The 22,860-nt window shown below is 54.3% G+C and carries 20 protein-coding genes and 1 pseudogene; 14 read left to right on the forward strand and 7 right to left on the reverse strand.

Features of this window, described 5'->3' with window-relative positions; genetic code table 11:
* The 3 genes from RB620_RS02485 to RB620_RS02495 form a co-directional block, all read left to right on the forward strand.
* A partial coding sequence (locus tag RB620_RS02485; protein WP_308091937.1) for a hypothetical protein occupies positions 1-201 on the forward strand: 201 nt, incomplete at its 5' end.
* A gap of 327 nt (positions 202-528) precedes the next feature.
* Complete coding sequence (locus RB620_RS02490) at positions 529-1,779, forward strand: response regulator transcription factor (RefSeq protein ID WP_308092151.1); 1,251 nt, start codon at positions 529-531, stop codon at positions 1,777-1,779.
* 48 nt (positions 1,780-1,827) lie between these two features.
* A complete protein-coding gene (locus RB620_RS02495; protein WP_308091938.1) occupies positions 1,828-2,319 on the forward strand; it encodes a carbohydrate ABC transporter permease in 492 nt (163 codons plus the stop codon).
* Positions 2,320-2,426: 107 nt separating this feature from the next.
* Here the strand turns inward: RB620_RS02495 and yhbH are convergent, their stop codons facing one another.
* Both yhbH and RB620_RS02505 read right to left on the reverse strand, forming a co-directional pair.
* A complete protein-coding gene (gene yhbH / locus RB620_RS02500) occupies positions 2,427-3,581 on the reverse strand; it encodes a sporulation protein YhbH (protein ID WP_308091939.1) in 1,155 nt (384 codons plus the stop codon).
* A gap of 33 nt (positions 3,582-3,614) precedes the next feature.
* Positions 3,615-4,292: pseudogene (locus RB620_RS02505) on the reverse strand (DUF444 family protein); the annotation flags it as partial.
* A gap of 198 nt (positions 4,293-4,490) precedes the next feature.
* Here RB620_RS02505 and RB620_RS02510 point away from each other — a divergent pair.
* A complete protein-coding gene (locus RB620_RS02510) occupies positions 4,491-5,657 on the forward strand; it encodes an exonuclease SbcCD subunit D (RefSeq protein ID WP_308091940.1) in 1,167 nt (388 codons plus the stop codon).
* Positions 5,654-8,782, forward strand: a complete 3,129-nt coding sequence (locus RB620_RS02515; RefSeq protein WP_308091941.1) for an SMC family ATPase — start codon at positions 5,654-5,656, stop codon at positions 8,780-8,782. Before RB620_RS02510 ends, RB620_RS02515 begins: the two co-directional genes overlap by 4 nt.
* A gap of 110 nt (positions 8,783-8,892) precedes the next feature.
* Here the strand turns inward: RB620_RS02515 and RB620_RS02520 are convergent, their stop codons facing one another.
* Positions 8,893-9,390, reverse strand: coding sequence for a hypothetical protein (locus RB620_RS02520; protein ID WP_308091942.1), 498 nt, complete (start codon positions 9,388-9,390; stop codon positions 8,893-8,895).
* A 64-nt stretch (positions 9,391-9,454) separates the two neighbouring features.
* Between RB620_RS02520 and RB620_RS02525 the strand changes: the two genes are divergently transcribed.
* A complete protein-coding gene (locus RB620_RS02525; RefSeq protein ID WP_308091943.1) occupies positions 9,455-9,838 on the forward strand; it encodes a DUF423 domain-containing protein in 384 nt (127 codons plus the stop codon).
* A 145-nt stretch (positions 9,839-9,983) separates the two neighbouring features.
* Positions 9,984-11,882 (forward strand): putative bifunctional diguanylate cyclase/phosphodiesterase, encoded by a 1,899-nt coding sequence (locus tag RB620_RS02530; RefSeq protein ID WP_308091944.1) that lies wholly within the window; start codon positions 9,984-9,986, stop codon positions 11,880-11,882.
* Between the two features lie 82 nt (positions 11,883-11,964).
* On the opposite strand, the gene RB620_RS02535 is transcribed toward RB620_RS02530, so the two are convergent.
* Entirely contained in the window at positions 11,965-12,444 is a 480-nt protein-coding gene (locus RB620_RS02535; protein WP_308091945.1) for a hypothetical protein, read from the reverse strand.
* Between the two features lie 168 nt (positions 12,445-12,612).
* Here RB620_RS02535 and RB620_RS02540 point away from each other — a divergent pair, with 168 nt between their 5' ends.
* On the forward strand, positions 12,613-12,918 hold the full coding sequence (locus tag RB620_RS02540) for a YunC family protein (RefSeq protein ID WP_308091946.1): 306 nt from the start codon (positions 12,613-12,615) through the stop codon (positions 12,916-12,918).
* Between the two features lie 188 nt (positions 12,919-13,106).
* On the opposite strand, the gene mtnA is transcribed toward RB620_RS02540, so the two are convergent.
* Both mtnA and mtnK read right to left on the reverse strand, forming a co-directional pair.
* Positions 13,107-14,162, reverse strand: a complete 1,056-nt coding sequence (gene mtnA, locus RB620_RS02545; protein ID WP_308091947.1) for an S-methyl-5-thioribose-1-phosphate isomerase — start codon at positions 14,160-14,162, stop codon at positions 13,107-13,109.
* Positions 14,163-14,183: 21 nt separating this feature from the next.
* Positions 14,184-15,395: an S-methyl-5-thioribose kinase gene (gene mtnK, locus RB620_RS02550; RefSeq protein ID WP_308091949.1), complete on the reverse strand. Its 1,212-nt coding sequence runs from the start codon at positions 15,393-15,395 to the stop codon at positions 14,184-14,186.
* 175 nt (positions 15,396-15,570) lie between these two features.
* Here mtnK and RB620_RS02555 point away from each other — a divergent pair, with 175 nt between their 5' ends.
* The 6 genes from RB620_RS02555 to sufB all read left to right on the forward strand — a co-directional run bounded on the left by RB620_RS02555 (position 15,571) and on the right by sufB (position 21,616).
* Positions 15,571-16,167: a DUF1802 family protein gene (locus RB620_RS02555; protein WP_308091950.1), complete on the forward strand. Its 597-nt coding sequence runs from the start codon at positions 15,571-15,573 to the stop codon at positions 16,165-16,167.
* A gap of 71 nt (positions 16,168-16,238) precedes the next feature.
* On the forward strand, positions 16,239-17,018 hold the full coding sequence (gene sufC / locus RB620_RS02560; RefSeq protein ID WP_308091951.1) for a Fe-S cluster assembly ATPase SufC: 780 nt from the start codon (positions 16,239-16,241) through the stop codon (positions 17,016-17,018).
* Positions 17,019-17,040: 22 nt separating this feature from the next.
* Complete coding sequence (gene sufD, locus RB620_RS02565; RefSeq protein ID WP_308091952.1) at positions 17,041-18,348, forward strand: Fe-S cluster assembly protein SufD; 1,308 nt, start codon at positions 17,041-17,043, stop codon at positions 18,346-18,348.
* Positions 18,345-19,571 (forward strand): cysteine desulfurase, encoded by a 1,227-nt coding sequence (locus RB620_RS02570; protein ID WP_308091953.1) that lies wholly within the window; start codon positions 18,345-18,347, stop codon positions 19,569-19,571. The genes sufD and RB620_RS02570 overlap by 4 nt, the downstream gene beginning before the upstream one ends.
* A complete protein-coding gene (gene sufU, locus RB620_RS02575) occupies positions 19,558-19,992 on the forward strand; it encodes a Fe-S cluster assembly sulfur transfer protein SufU (protein ID WP_308091954.1) in 435 nt (144 codons plus the stop codon). Before RB620_RS02570 ends, sufU begins: the two co-directional genes overlap by 14 nt.
* 226 nt (positions 19,993-20,218) lie before the next feature.
* Positions 20,219-21,616: a Fe-S cluster assembly protein SufB gene (gene sufB, locus RB620_RS02580; RefSeq protein ID WP_308091955.1), complete on the forward strand. Its 1,398-nt coding sequence runs from the start codon at positions 20,219-20,221 to the stop codon at positions 21,614-21,616.
* 87 nt (positions 21,617-21,703) lie between these two features.
* Here sufB and RB620_RS02585 read toward each other — a convergent pair whose 3' ends face one another.
* Positions 21,704-22,780 carry an HD-GYP domain-containing protein gene (locus tag RB620_RS02585; RefSeq protein WP_308091956.1) on the reverse strand — a complete coding sequence of 359 codons (1,077 nt, stop codon included), beginning with the start codon at positions 22,778-22,780 and terminating at the stop codon, positions 21,704-21,706.
* Positions 22,781-22,860: the final 80 nt, after the last annotated feature.

The raw sequence follows: 22,860 nt of genomic DNA on the forward strand, positions 1-22,860 counted from the left end.
TTTTGCAAGCCTTATTTCCGCATACTGGCCCAAGATTCTCTCCATGACCATGTGGCCGGTTTATTCAAGCATAAATTCTCACAATTACCGGTTAATCTCATGAACTGCATAAGTCATGTTGGAGTCCAAAGAGGTAAAGATATTGCCTTATATGTAAAAATAGAGGGGTTCAGCTTAACCGCTTTAACGTGTATTCTCTAGTAAAGCAAACTCCAACGGATACGCAAATAACGAAACGAAAGCCCTACCGATGTGAATTCATATGCGGTGGGCTTTCCTTTCTTTTCGGATCTCGATCCTTAGGCGAATGACGATCAAGCATAGACTGCTTGCCGCGTTCCTCATTACTTCTTTGCTGCCGGTCATTATTGTGGCGTTCAATCGAAACGATTATTGATGGAATCTCTATCCGAGCTTCTTATTTTCGGCGCATCCAGCGGGCTGGAAACCTCAGCAAGGTAGGCGAAGGGACGGAGACGATCATTATACTGCCAATTCTGGTCGAAGAGGGTGGAGATCTTGTATAGAGTGATCATTATCGATGATGAGATGATTGTTCGTCATGCCGTGAAAACCTTGGTACGGTGGGAGAACAGCTGGTTTGAGTATGCGGGATCGGCTTCGAGCGGCGTCAGCGCGCTGGAGCTGGTCGAGCAGATGAACGCGGATATTGTCATCACCGATATCAAGATGCTGGAGATGGACGGGCTGGAGCTGATCAAACGATTGATGAAGGGCAAATTCGACGATGAAATCCTCGTCTTGAGCAACTATAACGACTTTGAGCTGGTACGCGAGGTGCTCAAGCTGGGCGTCCATGATTATATGCTGAAACTTACCTTGAAGACGGAGAGCTTCATGCAGACATTGGATGAAATAGCCTCCAAGCTGGATGATCGCAGAAGCGCATCGTTTCGGCCGATTGCCGCTGCGCCGTCGCTAGAAGGGGGATATCGAGATCGAATGAGCAGGCAGTTGGAGGAGATCGATCAGGATAACGTAAGCTTCTTGATCCATGAACAAGCGGAGGCTGCTATGGCGGGGCCTGACGTTTGTTATTATTCCTTTATCGTACGCTGCCAAGGCGAGATTGCGCGAACAGAGGAGCTGCGGGACATGCTGGAGAAGCTGGCTGACGGTCTATTGCCCGGTTCCCGCTTAAGGGCAGCCGTTCAGCGCGATCCGGAGCGAGCCTTGCTGGTCATCGGGTGCCATGCTTCGCAGGCTGTGGCTGCACCCCAAGAGATTACGTGCAAGCTAGGCAGCCTGTCGGATATGTATTATAACGTGCCGCTCGTCATTGTGTATGCCCGGATTGCAGTCGGTTTGGCCGAGCTGGCGGCCGAGATAAGCGCGAGCCGGGAGACGGAAGCTGGGCTCCTTCACTCGCGAGCGGGGACGAATGCCGCTTGTATCCCGAACCGGGATGCGACGGAAGAGAAAGCGAGTAAGCCGGAGGCCGTCTATAGGAAGGAGGTTCGACAGGCAGTGGCTTACCTGGAGAAGCATTACACGGAGCGGATCTCAATTGCCGATATCGCGGGTCAGGTCGGATTGTCCGAACCCTATTTATGCCAGATTTTCAAGGCGGAGACGAATAGCAGCATCGTGACGCGACTCAACGACATCCGGATGGAAAAAGCTTTCGAGCTGTTGGGTACAGGCCGCTATTTGGTGAAGCAAGCGGCGATTGAGGTCGGGATTTCGGACCCTTTTTACTTCAATCGATTATTCAAAAAGAGATTTGGCATATCGCCAAAAAACGCCATTCGAACCTAGACAATGTTAAGAAGGTCGATCTTAAAATCGTAATGGCGAAGCAGAAGATTGTCCATCATCACCATAGGAATCGTATATGTTCGTGGCATGAACGATCTGCAGATGCTTGACAATCGTTTCTGGCTCAGCGCCGTATACGCGGCAGGGAGCATGGCGATCTCCGTTTATTTGCTCATCGGATTTATGAAGTCGATTCCCAGCGAATATGAAGAAGCGGCGATGATCGACGGCTGCGGTTATTTCGGCACGCTCTTCCGAATTATCGTACCAATGGCACGTCCGGGAATCATCACCGTCGTTATCTTCGGCTTCTTCGACTTCTGGAACGAGTACGTGCTGGCGATGACCTTCCTTACCAGCGATCACAAAAAAACGATCCCCGTCGGGTTGTCGAATCTTTTTGAAATCCAACGCTACGCGACGGACTGGGGCTCCCTGTTCGCCGGGCTGGTGCTGGTTCTAATCCCGACGATTGTGGTCTACTGCCTCCTGCAGAAGAAGTTGACGGAAGGGATGATGCTCGGGGGATTGAAAGGTTGAATCCATTGCTTCTTGCAAAAAGAACAGAAAGCCCTGGAATTGCTAGTTCTCGAAATTCGGAACTGAAGCCCCGCCGCTACGGAATCATTAGCGGGGGGCTTCATCATTTACACTTGATTTAGTTTTTTTGAAAAGAAGGTCGTTAAAGCTTTAAAAACCTCACCTTTCTCTTTAATAATTGAATACATAAACTTCTTATCTTGAATGTGTTTGTAGGCCGACATTAACGTACTGCTTCGATTATACTGGTTAACCTCTCCATAGCCGAACATATTGCAGCGTTCCATCAATTGCGAGATCAACCGAACGCAGCGTTCGTTATCCGAGGTTAAATTATCGCCATCCGAGAAGTGGAACGGGTAAATGTTCCATGCGGCGGTCGGATACCTGCTGTCGATGACATCCAGCGCTTTTTGGTACGCGGAGGAGCAGATCGTACCGCCGCTCTCGCCACGTGTAAAGAATTCTTCTTCCGTCACTTCTTTGGCTTCAGTATGGTGGGCGATATAGATGATCTCTACATGTTCATATTTGCGGCGAAGGAAGCGGGTCATCCAGAAGAAGAAGCTGCGGGCGCAATACTTTTCGAACGAGCCCATGCTTCCTGATGTGTCCATGAGCGCGAGGATAACAGCATTGGATTGAGGCTTAACGATCTCGGTCCACGTTTTGTAACGAAGGTCATCCGGCGAGATACCGCCTATGCCAGATATACCTGCATTGGCGTTACGACGAAGGTTTTCGATTAGCGTCCGTTTCTTATCGATATTTGACATGATTCCTTTTTTTCGAATGTCGGTAAAGACGATTTCCTTTGTCTGCAGCTGTTCCTTTTGTTTTTGCTCCAAATTCGGCAATTCGAGCTCTTCGAATAACATATCCTCTAATTGGTCGATGCTGATCTCCGTATCGACTAAATCCTCGCCTGGTTGATCGCCGGCGTCTTTTCCTTTGCCGGGTCCTTTAGTTGCTTGTGGATCGACCCCAAGGACGTCCCCTACTTGAGATTCGCCGTCGCCTTGTCCGACGTGCTGCTTTTTATTGTAGTTATAAATAAAGTGGGATTCGTCGAGGCTTTTAATGGGGACTTTGACGGTTTTGCGACCGTCGGACAATACGATGCTTTCGTCAGAGACAAGATCGGGGAGGTTCTTACGGATCGCTTCTTGCACCTTCTGCTGATGACGAGCCTGATCCGAATATCCTTTGCGGTGAAGCGACCAATCCTCCCGAGAGACAATAAAAAGCTTTTCCGAAGCCATTTCATCACCTCATTTATTCTTAGTTAATTATGCCGCACCCATCGAGCCGGACGTATCCATCATCGCCAGAATGACGGCGTTGGATTGCGGCTTGACGATTTCTTCCCACGTCTTGTAACGCAGATCGTCCGGGCTTATCCCGTGGATGCCGGGATTGCCGGAGGTCGCGTTGCGCCGCAGGTTTTCGATGATGGTCCGTTTCTTGTCGATGTTGGACATGATGCCTTTCTTGCGAATGTCGTTGAACCGGATTTCCCGCGTCTCCAGCTGATCTTTATCCTTGTTTTTCAGGAACGGCAGCTCGAGCTCCTCGAACAGCATCGTCTCCAGCTCCGCAAGCGTAACTTCCGCTTCGATGACGTCTTCTCCCGGCTGATCGCCGGCGGTTTCGCCTTTGCCGCCTTTTTTCGAAGCCTGCGGATCAACCCCCAGCACGTCGCCCACCTGGCTGTCGCCATCCCCTTGGCCGACATGTTTGTTTTTGTTGTAGTTATAAACAAAGCGGTATTCATCCAGGCTCCGAATCGGTACTTTGATGACCTGCTTGCCGTCAGACATGACTATGCTTTCCTCAGATACGAGATCCGGCAAATTTTGTTTGATCGCCTCCCGTACCTTTTGCTGATGACGGGCTTGATCCTGATACCCCTTGCGATGCAATGACCAATCTTCCCGTGACACGATAAACATGCCTTTGTCCGCTTGACTCATTTCGGAGCACCTCCTCGCTGAATTCTTTGTTAATAATCAATATATTCAGGTGACGGGCGGTTATGTGAACGAAATTAGTCCAATTCTAGCAAATGATACCGAAATGCTCCGTTCTGGCGACCTGCGCCACAGGGTGATAGAATAATAGAAAGAGTCTGCGTAGGACGCGAGGCCGAAGCCGCGCGCAGGGAGGGTATCATGAAATTATTCCATACTGCCGACTGGCATCTTGGCAAGCTGGTGCACGGCGTATATATGACGGAGGACCAGCGATACGTACTGGGGCAATTGATAGAGGCGATCCGCGAGGAGAAGCCGGACGCGCTCATTATTGCGGGAGATTTGTATGATAGGGGGGTGCCGCCGACCGAAGCGGTAGAGCTGCTGGACGAAGTGCTGGAGACGATCGTGGCTGAGCTTGGCACGCCGGTGCTCGCCATTGCCGGCAATCACGACAGCCCGGACCGGATTAGCTTCGGCTCGGCGCTGATGGAAGGACGCGGGCTGCATTTGGCGGGGCAGTTGCGGCGGGAGATGAAGCCGGTCGTGCTGCGGGACGCGCATGGCGAGGTTCACTTCCATCTCGTGCCGTACGCGGATCCCGCGATCGTGCGGCATGCGCTGGGCGACGAGGGCATCCGGACGCATGACGACGCGATGGGGGCGGTCGTGGCGCGGATGGAGCTTGCCGAAGGCTCGAGACATGTGCTGGTCGGACATGCCTTCGTAACGCCGTCCGGCGAAGCGGCGGACAATACGAGCGATTCCGAGCGGCCGCTCGCGATCGGGGGGGCGGAGCATGTGAGCGCGAGTCATTTTGCGCCGTTCCATTATACCGCTCTCGGCCATCTGCATCAGGCCCATTACGTCCGCAGCGAGAAGATCCGTTACGCCGGTTCGCCGCTGAAGTATTCCATCTCGGAGGAGCGCCATGCCAAAGGGTATCTTGTCGTCGAACTGGACGGTTCCGGCGGCGTTACGGTAGAGAAGCGGGAGCTGAAGCCGCTGCGCGACTTGCGCAGAGTCGAAGCGTCGATCGAGGAGCTGGAGAAACATCCGGTGAACGATGATTACGTGTACGTCACGCTGCTGAACGACAATCCCGTTCTGTTCCCGATGGAGAAGGTGCGGGCGGTCTATCCGAACGCCATGCACGTCGAACGCAAGGTTTCCCTTGCGAGAATCGAAGGCGGAGCAACCGGTGAAGCGGCTGCCGGCGGCGCTGGACGCAAGGAAACGGATCCCGTCCGGCTGTTCGCCGACTTCTACATGGAGGTCAAAGGACAGGAGCTTTCGGAGGAGAAGCGGGCGTTGTTCGCCGCAGCGTACGAAGCGCTCCGGCGCGAAGAGGAGGGCGTTTCATGAAGCCGTTGAAACTAACGATGACCGCTTTCGGACCGTACCGAGATGCGGAGAGCATCGACTTCGCCCGGCTCGGCGATCGCCGGCTGTTCGTGATCTCCGGCAATACCGGCGCGGGCAAAACAACGATTTTCGACGCGATCTGCTTCGCGCTATATGGCGCCGCCAGCGGGGAAGACCGTGCGGATTCGCGGATGCTGCGAAGCCACTTCGCGGACGACGAGACGCATACGTCGGTCGAGCTGGACTTCGAGTCGGGAGGAAAACGATATCGGGTGTTCCGCCAGATGAAGCACCGCAAAGGCGCGAACAAAAGCGAGACAGGCGAGAAAACGGAGCTTTACGCCTTCGAAGGTGAGGAGACGGTTCCCGCTGTCGACCGCTTCATGACGACCGAAGTGAATGCGAAGCTGCTGACGATCATCGGCCTGACGAAGGAGCAATTCAGCCAGATCGTGATGCTTCCGCAAGGGGAATTCCGAAAGCTGCTTACTTCGGATACGGATAATAAAGAAGATATTCTTCGGCGCATCTTCCGAACGGAGCTGTACGAGAAGCTGGAGGCGCGCTTCCAGGCTCGCCACCGCGAGCTTGCGGACGACTTGAAGGAAGCGCGCGCGGCAGCGGCGGCTGTCATGCGCCAAGCCGGTGATGCCTTGCCGATGCGCGAACAGAGCGCTCTGGCGGCAACGTTCCGACAAGAGAGCTACAATGCAGTTCAGATGCGGGACGCGCTCCGGGAAGAAGCCGACTTTTACGGCGAGCAAGCACAGCTCGCGGCGCTTCGTAAGAGCGAGCAGGCGGCCGGGCTGGAGGCGCTCCAAGAGAAGCTGCGTGCAAGGCTGGCGCTTAATGCGAAACACGAGGAGCTGGCGGCCAAGCGGAGGCAGGGAGAGGCGCTTGCCAGCCGTCAGTCCGAGATTGCGGGCCTGGAGCGTGAGCTTGCGCTATCATCGCGAGCGGCGGGTCTGGCACCGTACGAGGAGCAGTCTAGCGCTGCGGAAGCGACTTTGGCCGCTAGGCGCGAATCGCTAAAGCAGAGACAGGAGCAGTTCTCGCTCGCCGAGCGCGAATATGCGGACGCGTCGGCAGCACATCAGGCGGAAGCGGAGAAGGAACAGGCGCGGCGGGAAGTCGAGCTCGAGCTTCACCGGCTTGCCGAGCTGGCGCCCATCGTGGATTCGCTTGATGCGCAGCGGGGGGCGATCGAAACGTTGAAGCGGCGCGAGGGACAGGCGCTTGCGAAGCTCGCGACTGCCGGTCAAGCACTGGCGGATCGCAAGGAATGGAGGCAGCGCGCGGCGGCGGAGCAGCAAACCTCCGAAGCAGCGGTTGCGAACTTGTCTCATAAGCTCGAAGAGCTCGGCAAGCTGGAGCGGCAAGGCAAAGGCGTGAAGCGGCTGTTGGAGCTGACGGCCGATATTCGGCGCTGGCTGGAGTTGGAAAGCGATGGCGAACGCGCTTTGGAATCGGCGAAGGCGCAAGTCTACGCCCTTGAACGTCGCTGGATCGAAGGACAGGCCGGTCTGCTGGCCGTGCATCTGCATGACGGCGAGGCTTGTCCGGTTTGCGGCAGCGAGGCTCATCCCCTGAAGGCCGGGATGCCGGAGGATATGCCTTCGAAGGAAGAGCTCGAGCTCGCGAAGGAAACGCTCGCCGTCGCCCAGCGGGAGCTTCTAACGGCCAAGGTACAGGCCGCCGCCGCTTCGGGCGCGCAGCAGCTTGAGATCGCGGAGCTTGGCGAGTTTCTGCCGGCTTCGGCGACCGCGGTATCGGATGAGCCGGAGCAAGCCGCTGCTTCGCTGCAGCAGCTTCAATCAGATCTGCGATTGGCGTGGAAGAGCCGGAAGGAAGAGATCGACGGACTGAAGGCAATAAGCTCGCGGCTGGAGCAGCTTCGGTCGCAGCTCGGGGAATATGACCGGGAGATTGAAGCGCTGGAGACGGAGATGGACAAGCTGCGATCCGAAGCGCAGGCGATAGCGATCGAATACGCGGCGAGCCATACGTCTCTTCAGAAGGAACTGGACCGGATTCCGGAAGCATGGCGCCATCCCGTAACGCTTCGCACCAGGCTTGAGGAACAGAGCCGCCGGCAATCGGAAATGGCTCGCGCTTGGCTCGCTGCGCAGCACCGGCTCCAAGCCGCGTCGGCGGGTCTAGCCGCCACCAAAGCCTATTCGGAGCAGGCCGCGGGTCTGCTTGAGGAAGCGGAGCAGGCAGCCCGCGATACGGCCGCGCGGCTGATGACGGAGCTGGACAAAGCCGGATTCGCATCAGCTCAAGCCTATCGGGAGGCCGTGCGCACGGACGCGCAGCGGGAGCGCCTGACGGAAGAGACGGCGAATTACCGCATGTCGGTTGCGACGGTTGCGGAAGCCGTATCGGTGCTCGAAACGGAGCTTCGCGATACCGCCTGGAAGGCGGCGGATGATTTGCTCGGGGAAATCGCGCATGCGAAGCGGCTGCACGAAAACGCGATCGCGGAGGAGCAAGCCGCCGCGCGTTACGGCATGGAAGCGAAACGTCTGGCGGCTTCCGTGGAACGGGCGGCATCGCAGGTCGGGGAGCTGGAAGCGAAGCTGGAGCAGGTACTGGACATCTATGCGATGATGAAAGGCGACAACGCGCTCAAAATATCGTTCGAGCGTTATATTCTGATCGAATATTTGGAGCAAATCGTGGCGATGGCGAACGTAAGGCTGCAAGAGCTGTCAGGCGGGCAGTTCCAGCTGCAGCGTAGCGGGAGGCTTGAGACGAGGGGCAAGCAGAGCGGACTCGGGCTCGACGTATACGATGCGTATACCGGGCAGAACAGGGACGTCAAGTCGCTGTCGGGCGGCGAGAAGTTTAACGCGTCGCTTTGCCTGGCGCTGGGGATGACGGACGTGATCCAGTCCCATCAAGGCGGCGTTTCCATCGAGATGATGATGATCGACGAAGGATTCGGCTCGCTGGACGAGGAGTCGCTTCATAAAGCGATCGCAGCGCTTGTCGATCTGCAGCGCGCGGGGCGGATGATCGGCGTCATCTCGCATGTGCAAGAGCTGAAGGAAGCATTCCCTGCCTGCTTGGAAGTGAACAAGACGAAGGAAGGCTTCAGCCGGACCTCGTTCGTGCTGAAGTGAGCAAAAAATATTCCCCTCGCTGTCTCTTCCGGGACGGCGAGGGGAATGCTGACCGCATAAGAATGGATACCTTTCCGAGCAGCCTCTTGCTCTTGAGCGTATAGGCTCCGTTAAACGGCGTTCATGGCGCCGATGGCGAAGGACGCGATGAACAGTCCGACGGTTCCGAGCAGGATAAGCGCGTTCAAGACTAGCCCGATCACGCCGAACGTCTTGCGGCGCAGCTTGGACGCGACGCCGATAATGCCGAGGATGAGCCCAACGAACGCGAGGGCAATCGAGGCAAGCATCATCAGGCCGGCGGCCATGAATCCCATGATCGCGCCGCCGAACTCTTCTGATTCCAGCAGCTCGGTGCCCATCTCGGCTTCTTGTCCTTCTTCATAGGTCTGGGTAATTCGCTCGATCTCGGTCAGCATGGATTCGTCATCCATCATCCCGGACACGTTCGTGGCCGCGATGATAATTCCGATGACGATGAGCAGCAGCGCGACAAGAGAGATGACGAACGAGGCGATGCCGAGGCCGGAATGCTTTAAAGGCCCTTCTTGGTGAGGAGGAGGGCTGCTGAATGCTTGCTCAGTGTAGTGATCGTTGCTATCGGTCATAATTCTAGTCTCCTTTAGTGATGATGCGAAAATTATACAGGAAAATGGAAGGAATGAACATATCATGTTTCCAGCTTATTTTGTGATCGGCGCAATTAATGCCGCGCTAGCCATCGCTTTGGGCGCATTCGGCGCCCACGGATTGGAAGGACAGATTTCCGAGCATTACTTGGACGTATTCGAAACCGGAGTCAAATACCATATGTACGGCGCTTTGGGGCTTATGCTGATCGCATTGATGGACAAGGTCGCGGGCGGCGGAAAATATGCGCAAATCGGCAGCAGGCTGATTCTGGCCGGCATGGTCATTTTTAGCGGCAGCCTTTATGTGCTTGCGGTAACGAGCTATTCGAAGCTGGGCATGATTACGCCGATCGGCGGAGTTGCCATGCTAGCGGGATGGGGGTTCGTCATCGCGGGCGTAGTGAAAAAGTCAGGGAATAAATAGAAATAATCGCATTATTTCGACATCATTCGATGAAATCCAGCAGCGGTTTATCGATTCATAGTAAATATTTCTATGCCAAAGCCTACAATTCGTTTATAATAGACCTAGCTTTCACTTGACTCGACATTGAGGAAGGAAGTTTTGTGTGGCGAAAGATAGAGAAGATTTGCCTTCAGCACGAAATCAGCGAAGAACGCTGTCCTTAAACGAGCCAATGAACTTGGGCGTTATCGGATTATCGGCAATGGCTGCCGTTTGGATCGTCATTTCGTTTGTCCTGATTACGGACACGATGTTTAGATGGGCATCGTTGACCGTATCCGCGGCGCTCATCGCGACTGCGATCGTCCTGTGGCTCAGGCGCCACCCTTTAAGCAGCTTCCGCAAATACCATACCGCCATCGTTGAAGCCTTGCTGCGTTCGGAAGCCGTCCCTTTGTCCGTGCTTGACCGAAACGGCAACGTACTCGAGCTGAACGAAGCGGCCGGCAAGATGTTGGGATACCAGAGAGCGGAGATGATCGGCGAGCCGATCATGCGAATGATCGACCCCGGGAGCAGAGCCGTCTTGCAGGAAAGTCTGGAGCAATCCTTGCAAGGACAAACGATCCAGAACAATATTAACATTACGCATCGAACGGGATTCCCGCTCGAGCTGCAAGTCATCTGCGCCCCGATGATCCAAGATCACGAAGTGATTGGCACGCTTATGATCAGCCATGACCTGAGCGACCGAAAGCGGAACGTCGAGCGGATACGATACATGGCGTATTACGACGACATGACCGGGCTGCCGAACCGCACGTTGTTTCAGATGAAGCTGACGGAGAGTCTGACGAGGGCGAAGGAAGACGACCGCCTTATCGGGATTTGTTATTTGGATCTTGACGGCTTCAAGCTAGTTAACGCGTCATTCGGGCGCGAATTCGGCGATATGCTGCTTATGCAAGTGGCCGAGCGTCTATCGCGGGACTTGCCGGAGCAGAATCTTGTCGCAAGAATGGAAGGCGACGAATTCGCGTTGTTATTGAATACGATCGAGTCCGAAGAAGATTTGCTGGAGCAATCCCGGCAGCTGCTGAAGTCGATCGAAGAACCTTACGAACTTAAGGGATTTCCTATACATATTACGGCTAGCATCGGTCTGGTCACGAACAACAATGAACAGGATGACGGTTATACGCTGTTCAAGAAAGCGGACATGGCGTTATTCAAAGCAAAAGAAAACGGCAAAAACGATTGCTTGCTCTATTCGGACAGCTGGAGCAATTCTTCCTTCGAGCGGCTGAAACTGCAGCATGAGATGTACCGGGCGATCCAGCGCAACGAATTTGTTTTGCATTATCAGCCGCAATACGACCTTGCCAATGGGGTAATGGTCGGCGTCGAGGCGCTCGTCAGGTGGAAACATCCCGTAAGAGGGCTGCTCTCGCCGGGCAGCTTCATCCCGCTGGCGGAAGAGAGCGGCATGATCGTGCAGATCGGAGACTGGGTGCTGGAGGAGGCTTGCCGGCAGAACAAAGCTTGGCAGGAAGCGGGTTTGTCGAAAATTCCGGTCTCGGTCAACTTGTCCATCAGGCAATTCCTGCAGCATGACCTCGCAAGTCGTGTGGCGGAGGTGCTGCAGAAGACCGGACTCGAGGCGAAATATTTGGATCTGGAAATTACGGAATCCATGACGATCGACGTCGGCCATATTTCACGTTGCTTGCTTGCGATTACCGATCTCGGCGTGGGAATCAGCGTAGATGATTTCGGAACGGGTTATAGCTCCTTCCACTACTTGAAGAACTTCCCGATCGACCGTCTCAAGATCGATCGTTCATTCGTCAGGGACATCCAGCAAGATCCTAGCGACGCCGAGATCGTGGCCGCGATTATCGCGATGGCTCACAATCTGAACATACAGGTCATCGCTGAAGGCGTCGAAACCGTCGAACAGATGGAGTTTTTGCGCAAGCATAGATGCGACGAGATGCAGGGGTTCTTCTGGAGCCCGCCTGTTACGAGCGAGAATATCGAACAAATGTTGAAGGCAGGGTGACATCTGCCAGGCATACACAAAATGAAAGCGGCCGAACCGAAAGGTTCGACCGTTTTTTTGTAATTTGGGAAAGCAACGTTTGTCATTCCAGGAAATCTTCGATTTCGTTGAGCCTGAACGTGTACACTTGTTTCTCGTCAACGTGGTAGACGGTGATGAGATGTTCCGCTTCATCGATATTGATAATGCGGCAAGGAATGCTGAGCTTAATTCCTAAACCCCGATTCACGATTAAACGGATGAGCTTATTGGTCTTCATAAACGTACGAATCTGCGAAAAACTTCCGCTATCACTTGCGTTCGAGGCGGAAGATGCCGGCGTATTCGCCTGTGGTGAAGGAATCGGAATAGCCGAGGTTTCTACGCCAGAGGATTTCTTTTGGTCGATAAGCTCGCCTAACCGGATGCCCGAAGCGATTCGGTAATCATCGAATCCGCCGGCATTCAGACCTCGGATCAGCTTCTCAAGCGCAACGGCATGATGGCTGTCTTCAATCAGAATCTCGACTTGGAAAACGCAGGAAGAAAGTCCTTCGTTGGGCGGCTGCCGTTTCGTCGTCATGTTGTTCCTCCGTATGCATAGAATGGGATATCATTAATATACCACTAATCCGCCCAGTCATGTAGACCTATTCCGCGATTGCCCATACTGAGTCCGAACTCCCGCATATACTGTGATGCAATGTATTTCGGCGCAGTCGTCTGCGCGGCCGAAGGAGGTGGATTTCATATGATGAGGATGGTTCCTTTCGTCTTGGAAAGTGGAGAAACCGTTCTCGGAGTTGAAGTGAAACTGCCGAAAACGACGCTCCTGTCCATCTCGACGGATCGGGGTTATATTATGTGCGGGGCACTCGACGTTACCCTGCTGAACGAGCGCTTGAGCGACAGGGAAATCGTGGCAGGTCGCGCTGTCGGGGTACGCACGTTGGAAGAATTGATGAACGCTCCGCTAGAATCGGTCACGCATAAGGCGGAGGCCTTGGGCATCGTAGTCGGAATGAAAGGCTACGAGGCGTTAAAACGAATGTTATAGTACGTGCATTCATGCGATTAGCCCAAGGTGAAACGGCTGTCGCCATCCTTTGGCGGAGCAGCGCGTTTCATTCCGAGAAATAGTAGAAGCACAGTATAGAGAAACCTTATACGTCCTATATTTAAATAAAAACCCCAAGCTTCCGTACCGATGCTATCACGCACGGTGCGCAGCTTGGGGTTGCTTCGTTACGACTGGAACAGCTTGCGGAGATTCTCTTCGAACGGCGCCTCTACGATGCCTTTCTCCGTAATGATGGCCGTCACGTATTCATGTGGAGTAATGTCGAATGCCGGATTGTATACTTTTACGCCTTGAGGCGCCGTACGTTTGCCGAAGCCTTCCGTGACTTCTTCGGCATTCCGCTCCTCGATCGGAATTTCGGCTCCTGTCGGAGTTTGAAGGTCGATCGTGGACAGCGGACAAGCGACGTAGAACGGAATGCCATGCGCCTTTGCGAGCACGGCGACGCTGTACGTGCCAATTTTGTTCGCGACATCGCCATTGGCCGCGACGCGGTCAGTTCCGACAATGACGGCATTCACCCATCCCTTGGACATGACATGGCCCGCCATGTTGTCGCAAATGAGCGTAACGTCTACACCTGCCTGCTGCAGCTCGAATGCCGTCAGCCTGGCGCCTTGCAAGACGGGACGAGTCTCGTCGGCGAATACGCGAATCGACATGCCGCGTTCCTTCGCCAGATAGAAAGGAGCGAGCGCCGTGCCGTATTTGGCGGTAGCCAGTCCGCCGGCGTTGCAATGCGTCAGCACGCCCATGTCGTCTTCGAATAACGTCAGCGCATGCTCGCCGATCAGTCTGTTTGTCTCCTCATCCTCGCTTTGGATCGCGATCGCTTCCTCCGTCAGCGCTTCCTGAGCGGCTTCTACGGATAATCCTCTGTCCGCAATGACTGCCGCCGCCGCTTTCATCCGATCGAGCGCCCAAAAGAGATTAACGGCGGTCGGTCTCGAAGTCGCGAGGTATTCCGCTTCCTTTTTCACCGCCGCGAGCCACGCTTCGATCGTGGTCGCATGCGCGCTGCCGAGCACGACGCCGTAAGCTGCGGCAATGCCGATGGCTGGCGCTCCTCTTACCTTCAAGTGGCGAATCGCTTCCCACACGTCTTCGGAAGTCGTGAGCGGCAAGTAGATAATTTCCTCTGGCAGCAGCCGCTGGTCAAGCAGATCCAGCTTATCGCCTCTCCAAATGACGGATTGAAGTCCAACATAGTTTTGTGTCATCTCGTTGTTCCTTTCATGCGGCTAGCCTTTGCTGGCCGTTAATACGATATCCATGACATCCTGGATGGAATGGGAATTCCGGTTGCGGCGAATCAGCTCCGTGCCGATGGCTAGGGCCAGGCGCTGGGCTTGTTCGCGGTTAGCGGCATCCGGGATGCGATCGATGTCGGCGACATGAGCCAATCCGACGATGCGGCGTACCATTTTGGCTCCTGCGTAACCGATGGTATCTTGCAGAATGCGGTTCATGTAATAGTCGAGATAGCCGGGAGCGGCCGCGGCAAGCCGGTCAACGTTATTTTGTTCCCATAAGGCGCGGAACTTCGTTTCGAATCCGTTCCATACGTCAATAATAGTTGTAAGCAAATATTGCCTGAAATCTTCGCGTTTGCCCTCGTCTTCAATCCAGTGAACTTGACCGGCATAGTTGAGTAGCAGATTAGCGATGACCGCCCCGATATCGAAGCCCATCGGGCCGTAGAACGCGAACTCGGGGTCGATGACTTTCGTAGATTCCGGCGTGGCGAAGATGCTGCCCGTATGCAGGTCGCCATGAAGCAGCGCCTGGGCGTTCGTCAGGAATTTCTCGCGAAGGATCGCGACCTCGAGCTGGAGCGGACCGTCGTTCCGAAGCGCTTCCGCCGCATCGCGAATGGCGGGATCGAAGCTGTTGTTCGGCGAATCGGTATAGGGATCGTCGAAGATGAGGTCTTCCGTTATTTTGCACAATTCCGGATTAATGAACTGCCCGACGCGTTGCTTCTTCTCTTGCTGGTTCATGCCGAAGTCGGACGTGAAAAACAATGTCCGGGCCATGAAGGTGGAGACGTGATCCGCGAACAGCGGATACCGCGTTCCGTTAATTAAGCCTTGGCGCATGATGACATGGTCGCTGAGGTCTTCCATGACCGTCAGGGCAAGCTCCGGATCGTACCGGTAGACGACGGGCACGAGACCCGACGCAAGCGCGCCTTCGATCATCAGCTTCTCGCTCTCGATACGCGCACGATCAAGCGTGAGCGGCCAAGATTCGCCGACGACCTTTGCGTAGGGCAAGGCTTGTTTCATAATAAGACTTTTGCCGCTCGTTCGGTCCGTAATATGGAATACAAGATTCAAATTGCCGTCGCCGATCTCCCTGCAGGACAGTTCGGCACCTTTCGGGAAAAACCCGTCCATGCCGAGGGCGATCTCGATGGCTTCCTCCAATGTTAAAGGATGATATGCAGACATTCACGTCCACCTCCGATAATTCACTCATTCTGACACCATGCCTATTAGTATAATGGATTAACATTCGCCATGGAATACCTTGATGCGTTATAGATTGACATCGGCCGCTCTTTTTTTCGATAATATAAGAATGGCTTCAGGACTTTGGAAATGGATAGCAGGGAGGTACATACGGATGGATGGGCAACAAAGACAAATGATCGCCTTGAAGGAGTGGGCGGTGTCGGTGAAGGCGCTGCGCGAAGGAAAACAGATCATCGTCATGCGCAAGGGCGGTATCATCGAGGAAACGAGAGATTTCCAGCTGATTAGCCATAACTTCTACATGATGCCGGCCTACGAGCACCAGAGGAAGGAATTGCTGAAGGCGGCATACCAGGACGAGATGGACGAGACGCTCGCGGAATGGTCGCCGGAGGCGGAGACGATCAAGCTGGATACGTACGCGGAAGTGACGGACGACATCGAAATTACCGAGCAAGAGACGCTGGACAAGCTGCGCGATTGCCATATTTGGACGGATACGTTCGCCGAGGAGCGGCTAAAGTGGAAGCGTAAGAAACCGCTTCATCTTCTATTAATGAAGATATATAGACTAGATGAGCCGATCCATGCGCCGATGAGAGACGCTTATAACGGTTGCAAATCTTGGGTAAGACTGGAGGATAAGCTTCCGGAGCCTGCCATGACGCCCGTTTTGACCGCGGAAGAGTATGGCTCTCAGCGCGAACGGATACTCTCGCTCATTGATTTAAAACAAAAACTATATTAAAATGATTATTGAGAATCATTGATAATCAGCAATTTTAAGTAGTAAACCAACCTTTGGAGGGATTGCATACAATGGCAACACATTTTGTCATCGACGGCCTGAAAGCCGAAATCGAAGGAAAAGAGATTTTGAAAGGCATCAACCTTGAGATCAAAGGCGGAGAAATCCACGCGATCATGGGACCTAACGGAACGGGCAAAAGTACGCTTGCGTCCGCGCTAATGGGCCATCCGAAATACGAAGTAACGGAAGGCAGCGCTTCGCTTGACGGCGAAGATCTGCTCGAGATGGAAGTAGACGAGCGCGCCCGCGCCGGTCTGTTCCTTGCGATGCAATACCCGAGCGAGATTCCTGGCGTAACGAACTCCGATTTCCTTCGCAGCGCGATCAACGCCCGCCGCGAAGAAGGCAACGAAATTTCCTTGATCAAGTTCATCCGTCAAATGGAAGGCAAGATGAAGGAGCTCGAGATGAATCCCGAGTTCGCCCATCGCTACCTGAACGAAGGATTCTCCGGCGGCGAGAAGAAACGTAACGAAATTCTTCAGATGATGCTGCTCGATCCGAAGATCGTCGTGCTCGACGAGATCGACTCCGGTCTTGACATCGATGCACTTCGCATCGTTGCGAACGGCGTGAACGCGATGCGTTCCGAAGAACGCGGATTCCTGATCATTACGCACTATCAGCGTTTGCTTAACTATATTACGCCTGACTTCGTTCACGTCATGATGCAAGGACGCATCGTGAAATCCGGCGGTCCAGAGCTTGCACAGCGCTTGGAGAACGAAGGTTATGATTGGGTTAAAGAAGAACTGGGCATCGTAGACGAAACCGTAGGCCAGGCTTAATCGGAGAAGGAGGCAAAATCGAATGAGTACACAACTATCGACTCCGACCGACCGCGGGTCCGCGGAGGCGCTGGCCCGGAGCAAGGGCGAGCCGGAATGGCTCGTAACGCTCCGCGGCGAAGCGGCAGAGCTGGCAGGCGGCATTGAATGGCCAAAGCCGGAGAAAGTGCGCATCGAGCGCTGGAATCTGACGGCAGTAGGCAGCTATGAATCTTCCGCTGCAGCCGGATCGCTCGCCGAGTTGCCCGCGATCGTGCAAGAGCTTGTCACGGAAGGAACGGAAAATCTGCTCGTGCAGCGCAATTCCGGCAACGCATGGAAGCAGCTGTCCGCCGAGCTGGCGGCCAAAGGCGTTATTTTCACCGACCTGGAGACGGCAAGCAAGGAGCATGGCGATCTGGTGCAGCAGTACCTGTTCCAAGCGGTCAAGAAAGACGAAGACAAGCTGACGGCGCTGAACGCGGCGCTGTGGAACGGCGGCGTATTCGTATACGTGCCTAAGAACGTGGAAGTGGAGCTTCCGCTTCAAGCGATTTTGTTCAACGACAACGCGAACTCGACATTCGCTCCCCATATTCTGATCGTTGCCGATTCGAACAGCCGCGTCACTTACGTCGATTGCGTCGTAACCGACAAAGCGGCGGTCACTACGCCTTTCGTACATCCTTCCATCGTGGAAGTGTTCGTTAAGCCGGGCGCGCACGTGCGTTTCGGTTCCGTTCACTCGATGGGCGAGAGCGGCGTGGACATGACGATCCGCCGCGCCATCGTTGAGAACGACGGACGCGTGGAATGGATCATCGGCGACCTGAACGACGGTCATACGTTGTCCGACACGAAGTCGATCATGAAAGGCCAAGGCTCTACTTCGGACGTTAAGGTCATCAGCGTCGGCAAGAACGCCCAGCAGATGAGCCTGACGACTCAAGCCGTACACTTCGGCAAGAGCTCGGACAGCAACATGATTACACGCGCCGTCATGAAAGATTCCGCATCGGCAATCATTAACGGCATTACGAAGATCGAGCACGGTGCGACCAAAGCGAACGGCGTACAGACGGAGAAGGTTCTGATGCTCAGCCCGAAAGCGCGCGGAGACGCCAACCCGATTCTTCTGATCGACGAGGACGACGTAACGGCAGGTCACGCGGCGAGCGTCGGCCAAGTCAATCCAGAGCAGGTCTACTACCTGATGTCTCGCGGCATCAGCAAGCAAGACGCTGAACGGTTAATTATTTACGGTTTCTTGGCTCCGGTCGTATCCGAGATTTCGGTGGAGGCGGTACGGACCCAGCTTCAGCGCTTGCTGGAAAGGAAGCTTGAGGGATGAATATACATGCAGTGCGGGAGCAATTCCCGATATTGCATCAAGAGGTAAACGGGCATTCGCTCGTTTACCTGGATAGCGCGGCGTCTTCCCAGAAGCCGCGCTCCGTCATTGATGCGGTGAAACGGTACTATGAGCTGGATAACGCGAATGTCCACCGCGGCGTGCATACGCTTGGTTCAAGGGCAACCGACGCTTATGAAGGCGCGCGTGCGAAAGTAGCCTCATTCCTGAATGCGGAGACGCCGGAACAAATCATCTTCACCCGCGGTACAACGACCGCTCTTAACCTGGTCGCATCCAGTTATGCGCGGGAAACATGCGGCGAAGGCGACGAGATCGTCATCACGCAAATGGAGCATCACAGCAACCTGATCCCTTGGCAGCAGGTGGCCAAAGCGACGGGAGCGACGTTGAAGTATATCCCGTTGCAGCCGGACGGCACGATCACGCTTGAGGACGCGGAAGCGACGATCACGCCAAAGACGAAGGTCGTCGCTATGACATACGTATCCAACGTACTGGGAACCGTCAACCCGATCAAGGAAGTCGCGGCGATCGCGCATCGGAACGGCGCCGTCATGGTCGTCGACGGCGCGCAGAGCACGCCTCATAAGAGAGTAGACGTTCAAGAGCTTGGCGCCGACTTCTATGCGTTCTCCGGCCACAAGATGTGCGGGCCTACCGGAATCGGCGCTTTGTACGGGAAGAAGGAGCTTCTGAACAAGATGGAGCCGATCGAGTTCGGGGGCGAGATGATCGATTTCGTCGAGCTGTACGAGTCGACGTGGAAAGAGATTCCTTACCGTTTCGAAGGCGGCACACCGTTAATCGCGGGCGCAGTCGGCCTCGGCGCGGCGATCGATTTCCTGGAGAGCATCGGCATGGATGAGATCGACCGTCATGAGCGTCATCTGGCGGCATATGCTTACGATAAGCTGTCTGCCGTCGAAGGAATCGAAATCTACGGTCCGAAGACGGGCAGGGTCGGTCTGATCACCTTCAATCTTGAGGATGTTCACCCGCATGACGTCGCAACCGTGCTGGACTCCAAAGGGATCGCGATTCGGGCCGGTCATCATTGCTGCCAGCCGCTCATGCGCTGGCTGAATGTTTCCGCTACCGCTAGAGCAAGCTTCTATCTATACAATACCGAAGAGGACGTCGATGCACTGGTTAACGGCCTAATCCAAACAAAGGAGTTCTTCGGCCATGCAATTGGATGATTTGTACCGCAGAGTCATAATGGATCATTATAAAAACCCCCGAAACCGCGGCACGATGAACGACGAAGCGGTGACGATCAACTTGAACAACCCGACTTGCGGCGACCGGATCTCGCTGCAGCTGCATGTCGTGGATGGCATGGTGACGGACGCCAAATTCACGGGGGAAGGCTGCTCCATCAGCATGAGCTCCGCTTCGATGATGACGGAGGCCGTCAAAGGCCAGACGTTCGACTCGGCGCTCGAGATGGCGGAACGGTTCTCTTCCCTCATGAAAGGCGAATCGGTGGAGTTCGAGGAACTGGAAGATATCGAGGCGTTGTCGGGCGTCAACAAATTCCCGGCCCGCATCAAGTGCGCCACACTCGCGTGGAACGCCTTGCGCAAAGGAATCGAAGCGCAAACCGGCAACGAGAAGTGATTTAATCTAAACACTAAGAAGTGAAATAAAATAAAAGTTCAAAATGGTTGCTTTTCAGCACCGAGAAGGTTGGACGAAGCCGAGAACCGAGGAGCGGAGCATAGCAGCGCTATGTGAGCACCGGAAGTTCCGGCTGAGTTCAAGATTCGACGTCGAATAGCCTGCGAAGGATATACTTCGTGATCAAAAGCAGCCATTTTGAACTACCTTAAGGAGTGAATTGGGAATGGCAAAGTCGATGCCGGAAATGGAAGAATATAAGTATGGTTTCCGAGACGAGCACAAGGCGATTTTCCAATCGGGTAAAGGATTGACGCCCGAGATCGTCCGCACGATCTCCGAGATGAAAAACGAGCCGGAATGGATGCTTGAATTCCGTCTCAAATCGCTGGAGCAATTCAACAAAATGCCAATGCCGCGTTGGGGCGGCAACCTGGACGATCTGGACTTCGACGATATCCAGTACTACGTGAAACCTTCCGAGAAACAAGGCAAGACATGGGAAGAGGTACCACAGGAAATCAAGGAAACGTTCGACAAGCTCGGCATTCCGGAAGCGGAACAGAAATTCCTTGCCGGCGTATCGGCGCAATATGAATCCGAGGTCGTCTATCACAGCATGCAAGAGGATCTGGAGAAACAAGGCGTTATCTTCACGGATACGGATACGGCGCTTCGCGAATATCCGGAGCTTTTGAAGGAATATTTCGGAACGATCATTCCTCCGAACGATAACAAGTTCGCGGCGCTCAACAGCGCGGTTTGGTCCGGCGGATCGTTTATCTACGTGCCGAAGGGCGTTCAGTGCGATATTCCGCTGCAAGCGTACTTCCGGATCAACTCCGAAAACATGGGCCAATTCGAACGCACGCTCATTATCGCGGACGAAGGCAGCTCCGTGCATTACGTTGAAGGCTGTACGGCTCCGATCTACAGCACGAACTCGCTCCATAGCGCGGTCGTCGAGATCCTTTGCAAAAAGGATTCCCGCGTACGTTACACGACGATTCAGAACTGGGCGCCAAACATCTACAACCTCGTTACGAAACGCGCAGTCGCGGACGAGAACGCGCAGATGGAATGGATCGACGGCAATATCGGCTCCAAACTTACCATGAAATATCCGGCTGTCGTTCTTCGCGGCCGCGGCGCGAAAGGCATGGTGTTGTCCATCGCCGTTGCGGGCAAAGGCCAGCATCAGGATGCCGGCGCGAAAATGACGCATCTGGCTCCGGACACAAGCTCCACGATCGTGTCCAAGTCGATCAGCAAACACGGAGGCAAAGTAACGTATCGCGGCCTCGCTTCCTTCGGACGCAATTCCGACGGAGCGAAAGCGAACATCAAATGCGATACGCTTATTCTGGATAACGAATCCACGTCCGACACGATTCCGTACAACGAAATCCTGAACGACAACATCACGCTTGAGCATGAAGCGACGGTATCCAAAGTATCCGAAGATCAGCTCTTCTACCTGATGAGCCGGGGCCTTTCGGAAGACGAGGCAACACAGATGATCGTCATGGGCTTCATCGAGCCGTTCACGAAAGAGCTGCCGATGGAATACGCGGTCGAGATGAACCGTCTGATCAAGTTCGAAATGGAAGGCTCGATCGGTTAATTACGCCGATCATCCTTCAAGCCTATAGCTACGAGAAACCCCCGGGAAGCTCCCGGGGGTTTCTCGTGCGTTTATGGATAACGAACGTTAGAGATAAACATGTTCGATTTCGTAATGGCGATCGATCGTCAGGTCGACGAACTGGTCATCGATCTGAACGAGCGGTTTAAAAAATTCGGTCGGATGCGTCATGACAATCATGCCGAACTGCTCGTTGCTTAGCCGTACCTTCTTGCCGATGAAGTTAGGAATCATATGTTTGATAAAGGTATGGGTCGTGACGGGATCCAGTTCGTTAAAGCTCAGCCGGTGCAGTTCTTTGAGGACGTATAACAAATCACGTTCCTTCTGATAGACGCGGGCGGAGATCATCGCGCTATAGATATCGACAACGGCGATAATCCTGGAGACCGGATGAATTTCTTCTCCTTTCAAACCGTGCGGATAACCGCTGCCGTCGATGCGTTCGTGATGCTGAAGCGCCGCGATCGCAAGCGTATCCTCCCGGAACGAGTTCAGAATGATATCATGGCCGTACAACGTATGCCGTTTCACTTCTTCGAATTCATCGCTCGTTAACTTGCCGGGTTTGTTCAAGATGTCTCCGCTAATTTTGCTCTTGCCGATGTCGTGGAGGAATCCGGCTTTGCCGATTACCGCGGCTTCCTCGGTCGAATAGCCGAGCCAAGTCGCCAAGTAATACGATAACATTCCGACCTGCACGGAATGCTGGTACGTATAGTCGTCTTCGGTATTCAGAAGCAACAGCATGGATACGACGTCGCGCTCCAGCTGGAGATTGTTCAGCAGCGGCTGAAGGATTTCGGTCACTTCTTCATCGTTGACGACGCCTTGTTCGAAAGCGGAATCAAACAATTGCTCGAACCGTTTGACAGCGTTCTCGTAAATCGGCTGCACCTTGGGAAGCCACTTGGGATTGACGGTGGATTCCAATGTCCGGTTCTGCGCAGGCTCGGCTAGTCCGAAGGCTGGCGCCGAGTTCCGATCCGAAACGTCGACGTAATCGATCTGATGCTGAAGCAAACGCGAAATTTCGCTCTTGTACAACCTTGTCCCCTTGGAGAGCACATGAAGCCCATAATTGTTGAAAATATCGTGGCTTAGTTGGTCTCCATCTAGTATATCGCTTACATGAATCCTCATAGAGACACCTCTAATTATGGTTAGTATGTATGAGACCAACGGCAGATAGGCTTGCAGTTCTATCCGCGCATATTCAATTT

The sequence above is a fragment of the Paenibacillus sp. LHD-117 genome, assembly GCF_030929555.1.
Lineage (GTDB): Bacteria > Bacillota > Bacilli > Paenibacillales > Paenibacillaceae > Pristimantibacillus.

Bases quoted from the DNA above. Each gene is read 5' to 3' on its own strand.
- yhbH (WP_308091939.1), bottom strand. From the start codon at position 3,581: ATGGCTTCGGAAAAGCTTTTTATTGTCTCTCGGGAGGATTGGTCGCTT.
- RB620_RS02510 (WP_308091940.1), top strand. From the start codon at position 4,491: ATGAAATTATTCCATACTGCCGACTGGCATCTTGGCAAGCTGGTGCAC.
- RB620_RS02515 (WP_308091941.1), top strand. From the start codon at position 5,654: ATGAAGCCGTTGAAACTAACGATGACCGCTTTCGGACCGTACCGAGAT.
- RB620_RS02520 (WP_308091942.1), bottom strand. From the start codon at position 9,390: ATGACCGATAGCAACGATCACTACACTGAGCAAGCATTCAGCAGCCCT.
- RB620_RS02525 (WP_308091943.1), top strand. From the start codon at position 9,455: ATGTTTCCAGCTTATTTTGTGATCGGCGCAATTAATGCCGCGCTAGCC.
- RB620_RS02535 (WP_308091945.1), bottom strand. From the start codon at position 12,444: ATGACGACGAAACGGCAGCCGCCCAACGAAGGACTTTCTTCCTGCGTT.
- RB620_RS02540 (WP_308091946.1), top strand. From the start codon at position 12,613: ATGATGAGGATGGTTCCTTTCGTCTTGGAAAGTGGAGAAACCGTTCTC.
- mtnA (WP_308091947.1), bottom strand. From the start codon at position 14,162: ATGACACAAAACTATGTTGGACTTCAATCCGTCATTTGGAGAGGCGAT.
- mtnK (WP_308091949.1), bottom strand. From the start codon at position 15,395: ATGTCTGCATATCATCCTTTAACATTGGAGGAAGCCATCGAGATCGCC.
- RB620_RS02555 (WP_308091950.1), top strand. From the start codon at position 15,571: ATGGATGGGCAACAAAGACAAATGATCGCCTTGAAGGAGTGGGCGGTG.
- sufC (WP_308091951.1), top strand. From the start codon at position 16,239: ATGGCAACACATTTTGTCATCGACGGCCTGAAAGCCGAAATCGAAGGA.
- sufD (WP_308091952.1), top strand. From the start codon at position 17,041: ATGAGTACACAACTATCGACTCCGACCGACCGCGGGTCCGCGGAGGCG.
- RB620_RS02570 (WP_308091953.1), top strand. From the start codon at position 18,345: ATGAATATACATGCAGTGCGGGAGCAATTCCCGATATTGCATCAAGAG.
- sufU (WP_308091954.1), top strand. From the start codon at position 19,558: ATGCAATTGGATGATTTGTACCGCAGAGTCATAATGGATCATTATAAA.
- sufB (WP_308091955.1), top strand. From the start codon at position 20,219: ATGGCAAAGTCGATGCCGGAAATGGAAGAATATAAGTATGGTTTCCGA.
- RB620_RS02585 (WP_308091956.1), bottom strand. From the start codon at position 22,780: ATGAGGATTCATGTAAGCGATATACTAGATGGAGACCAACTAAGCCAC.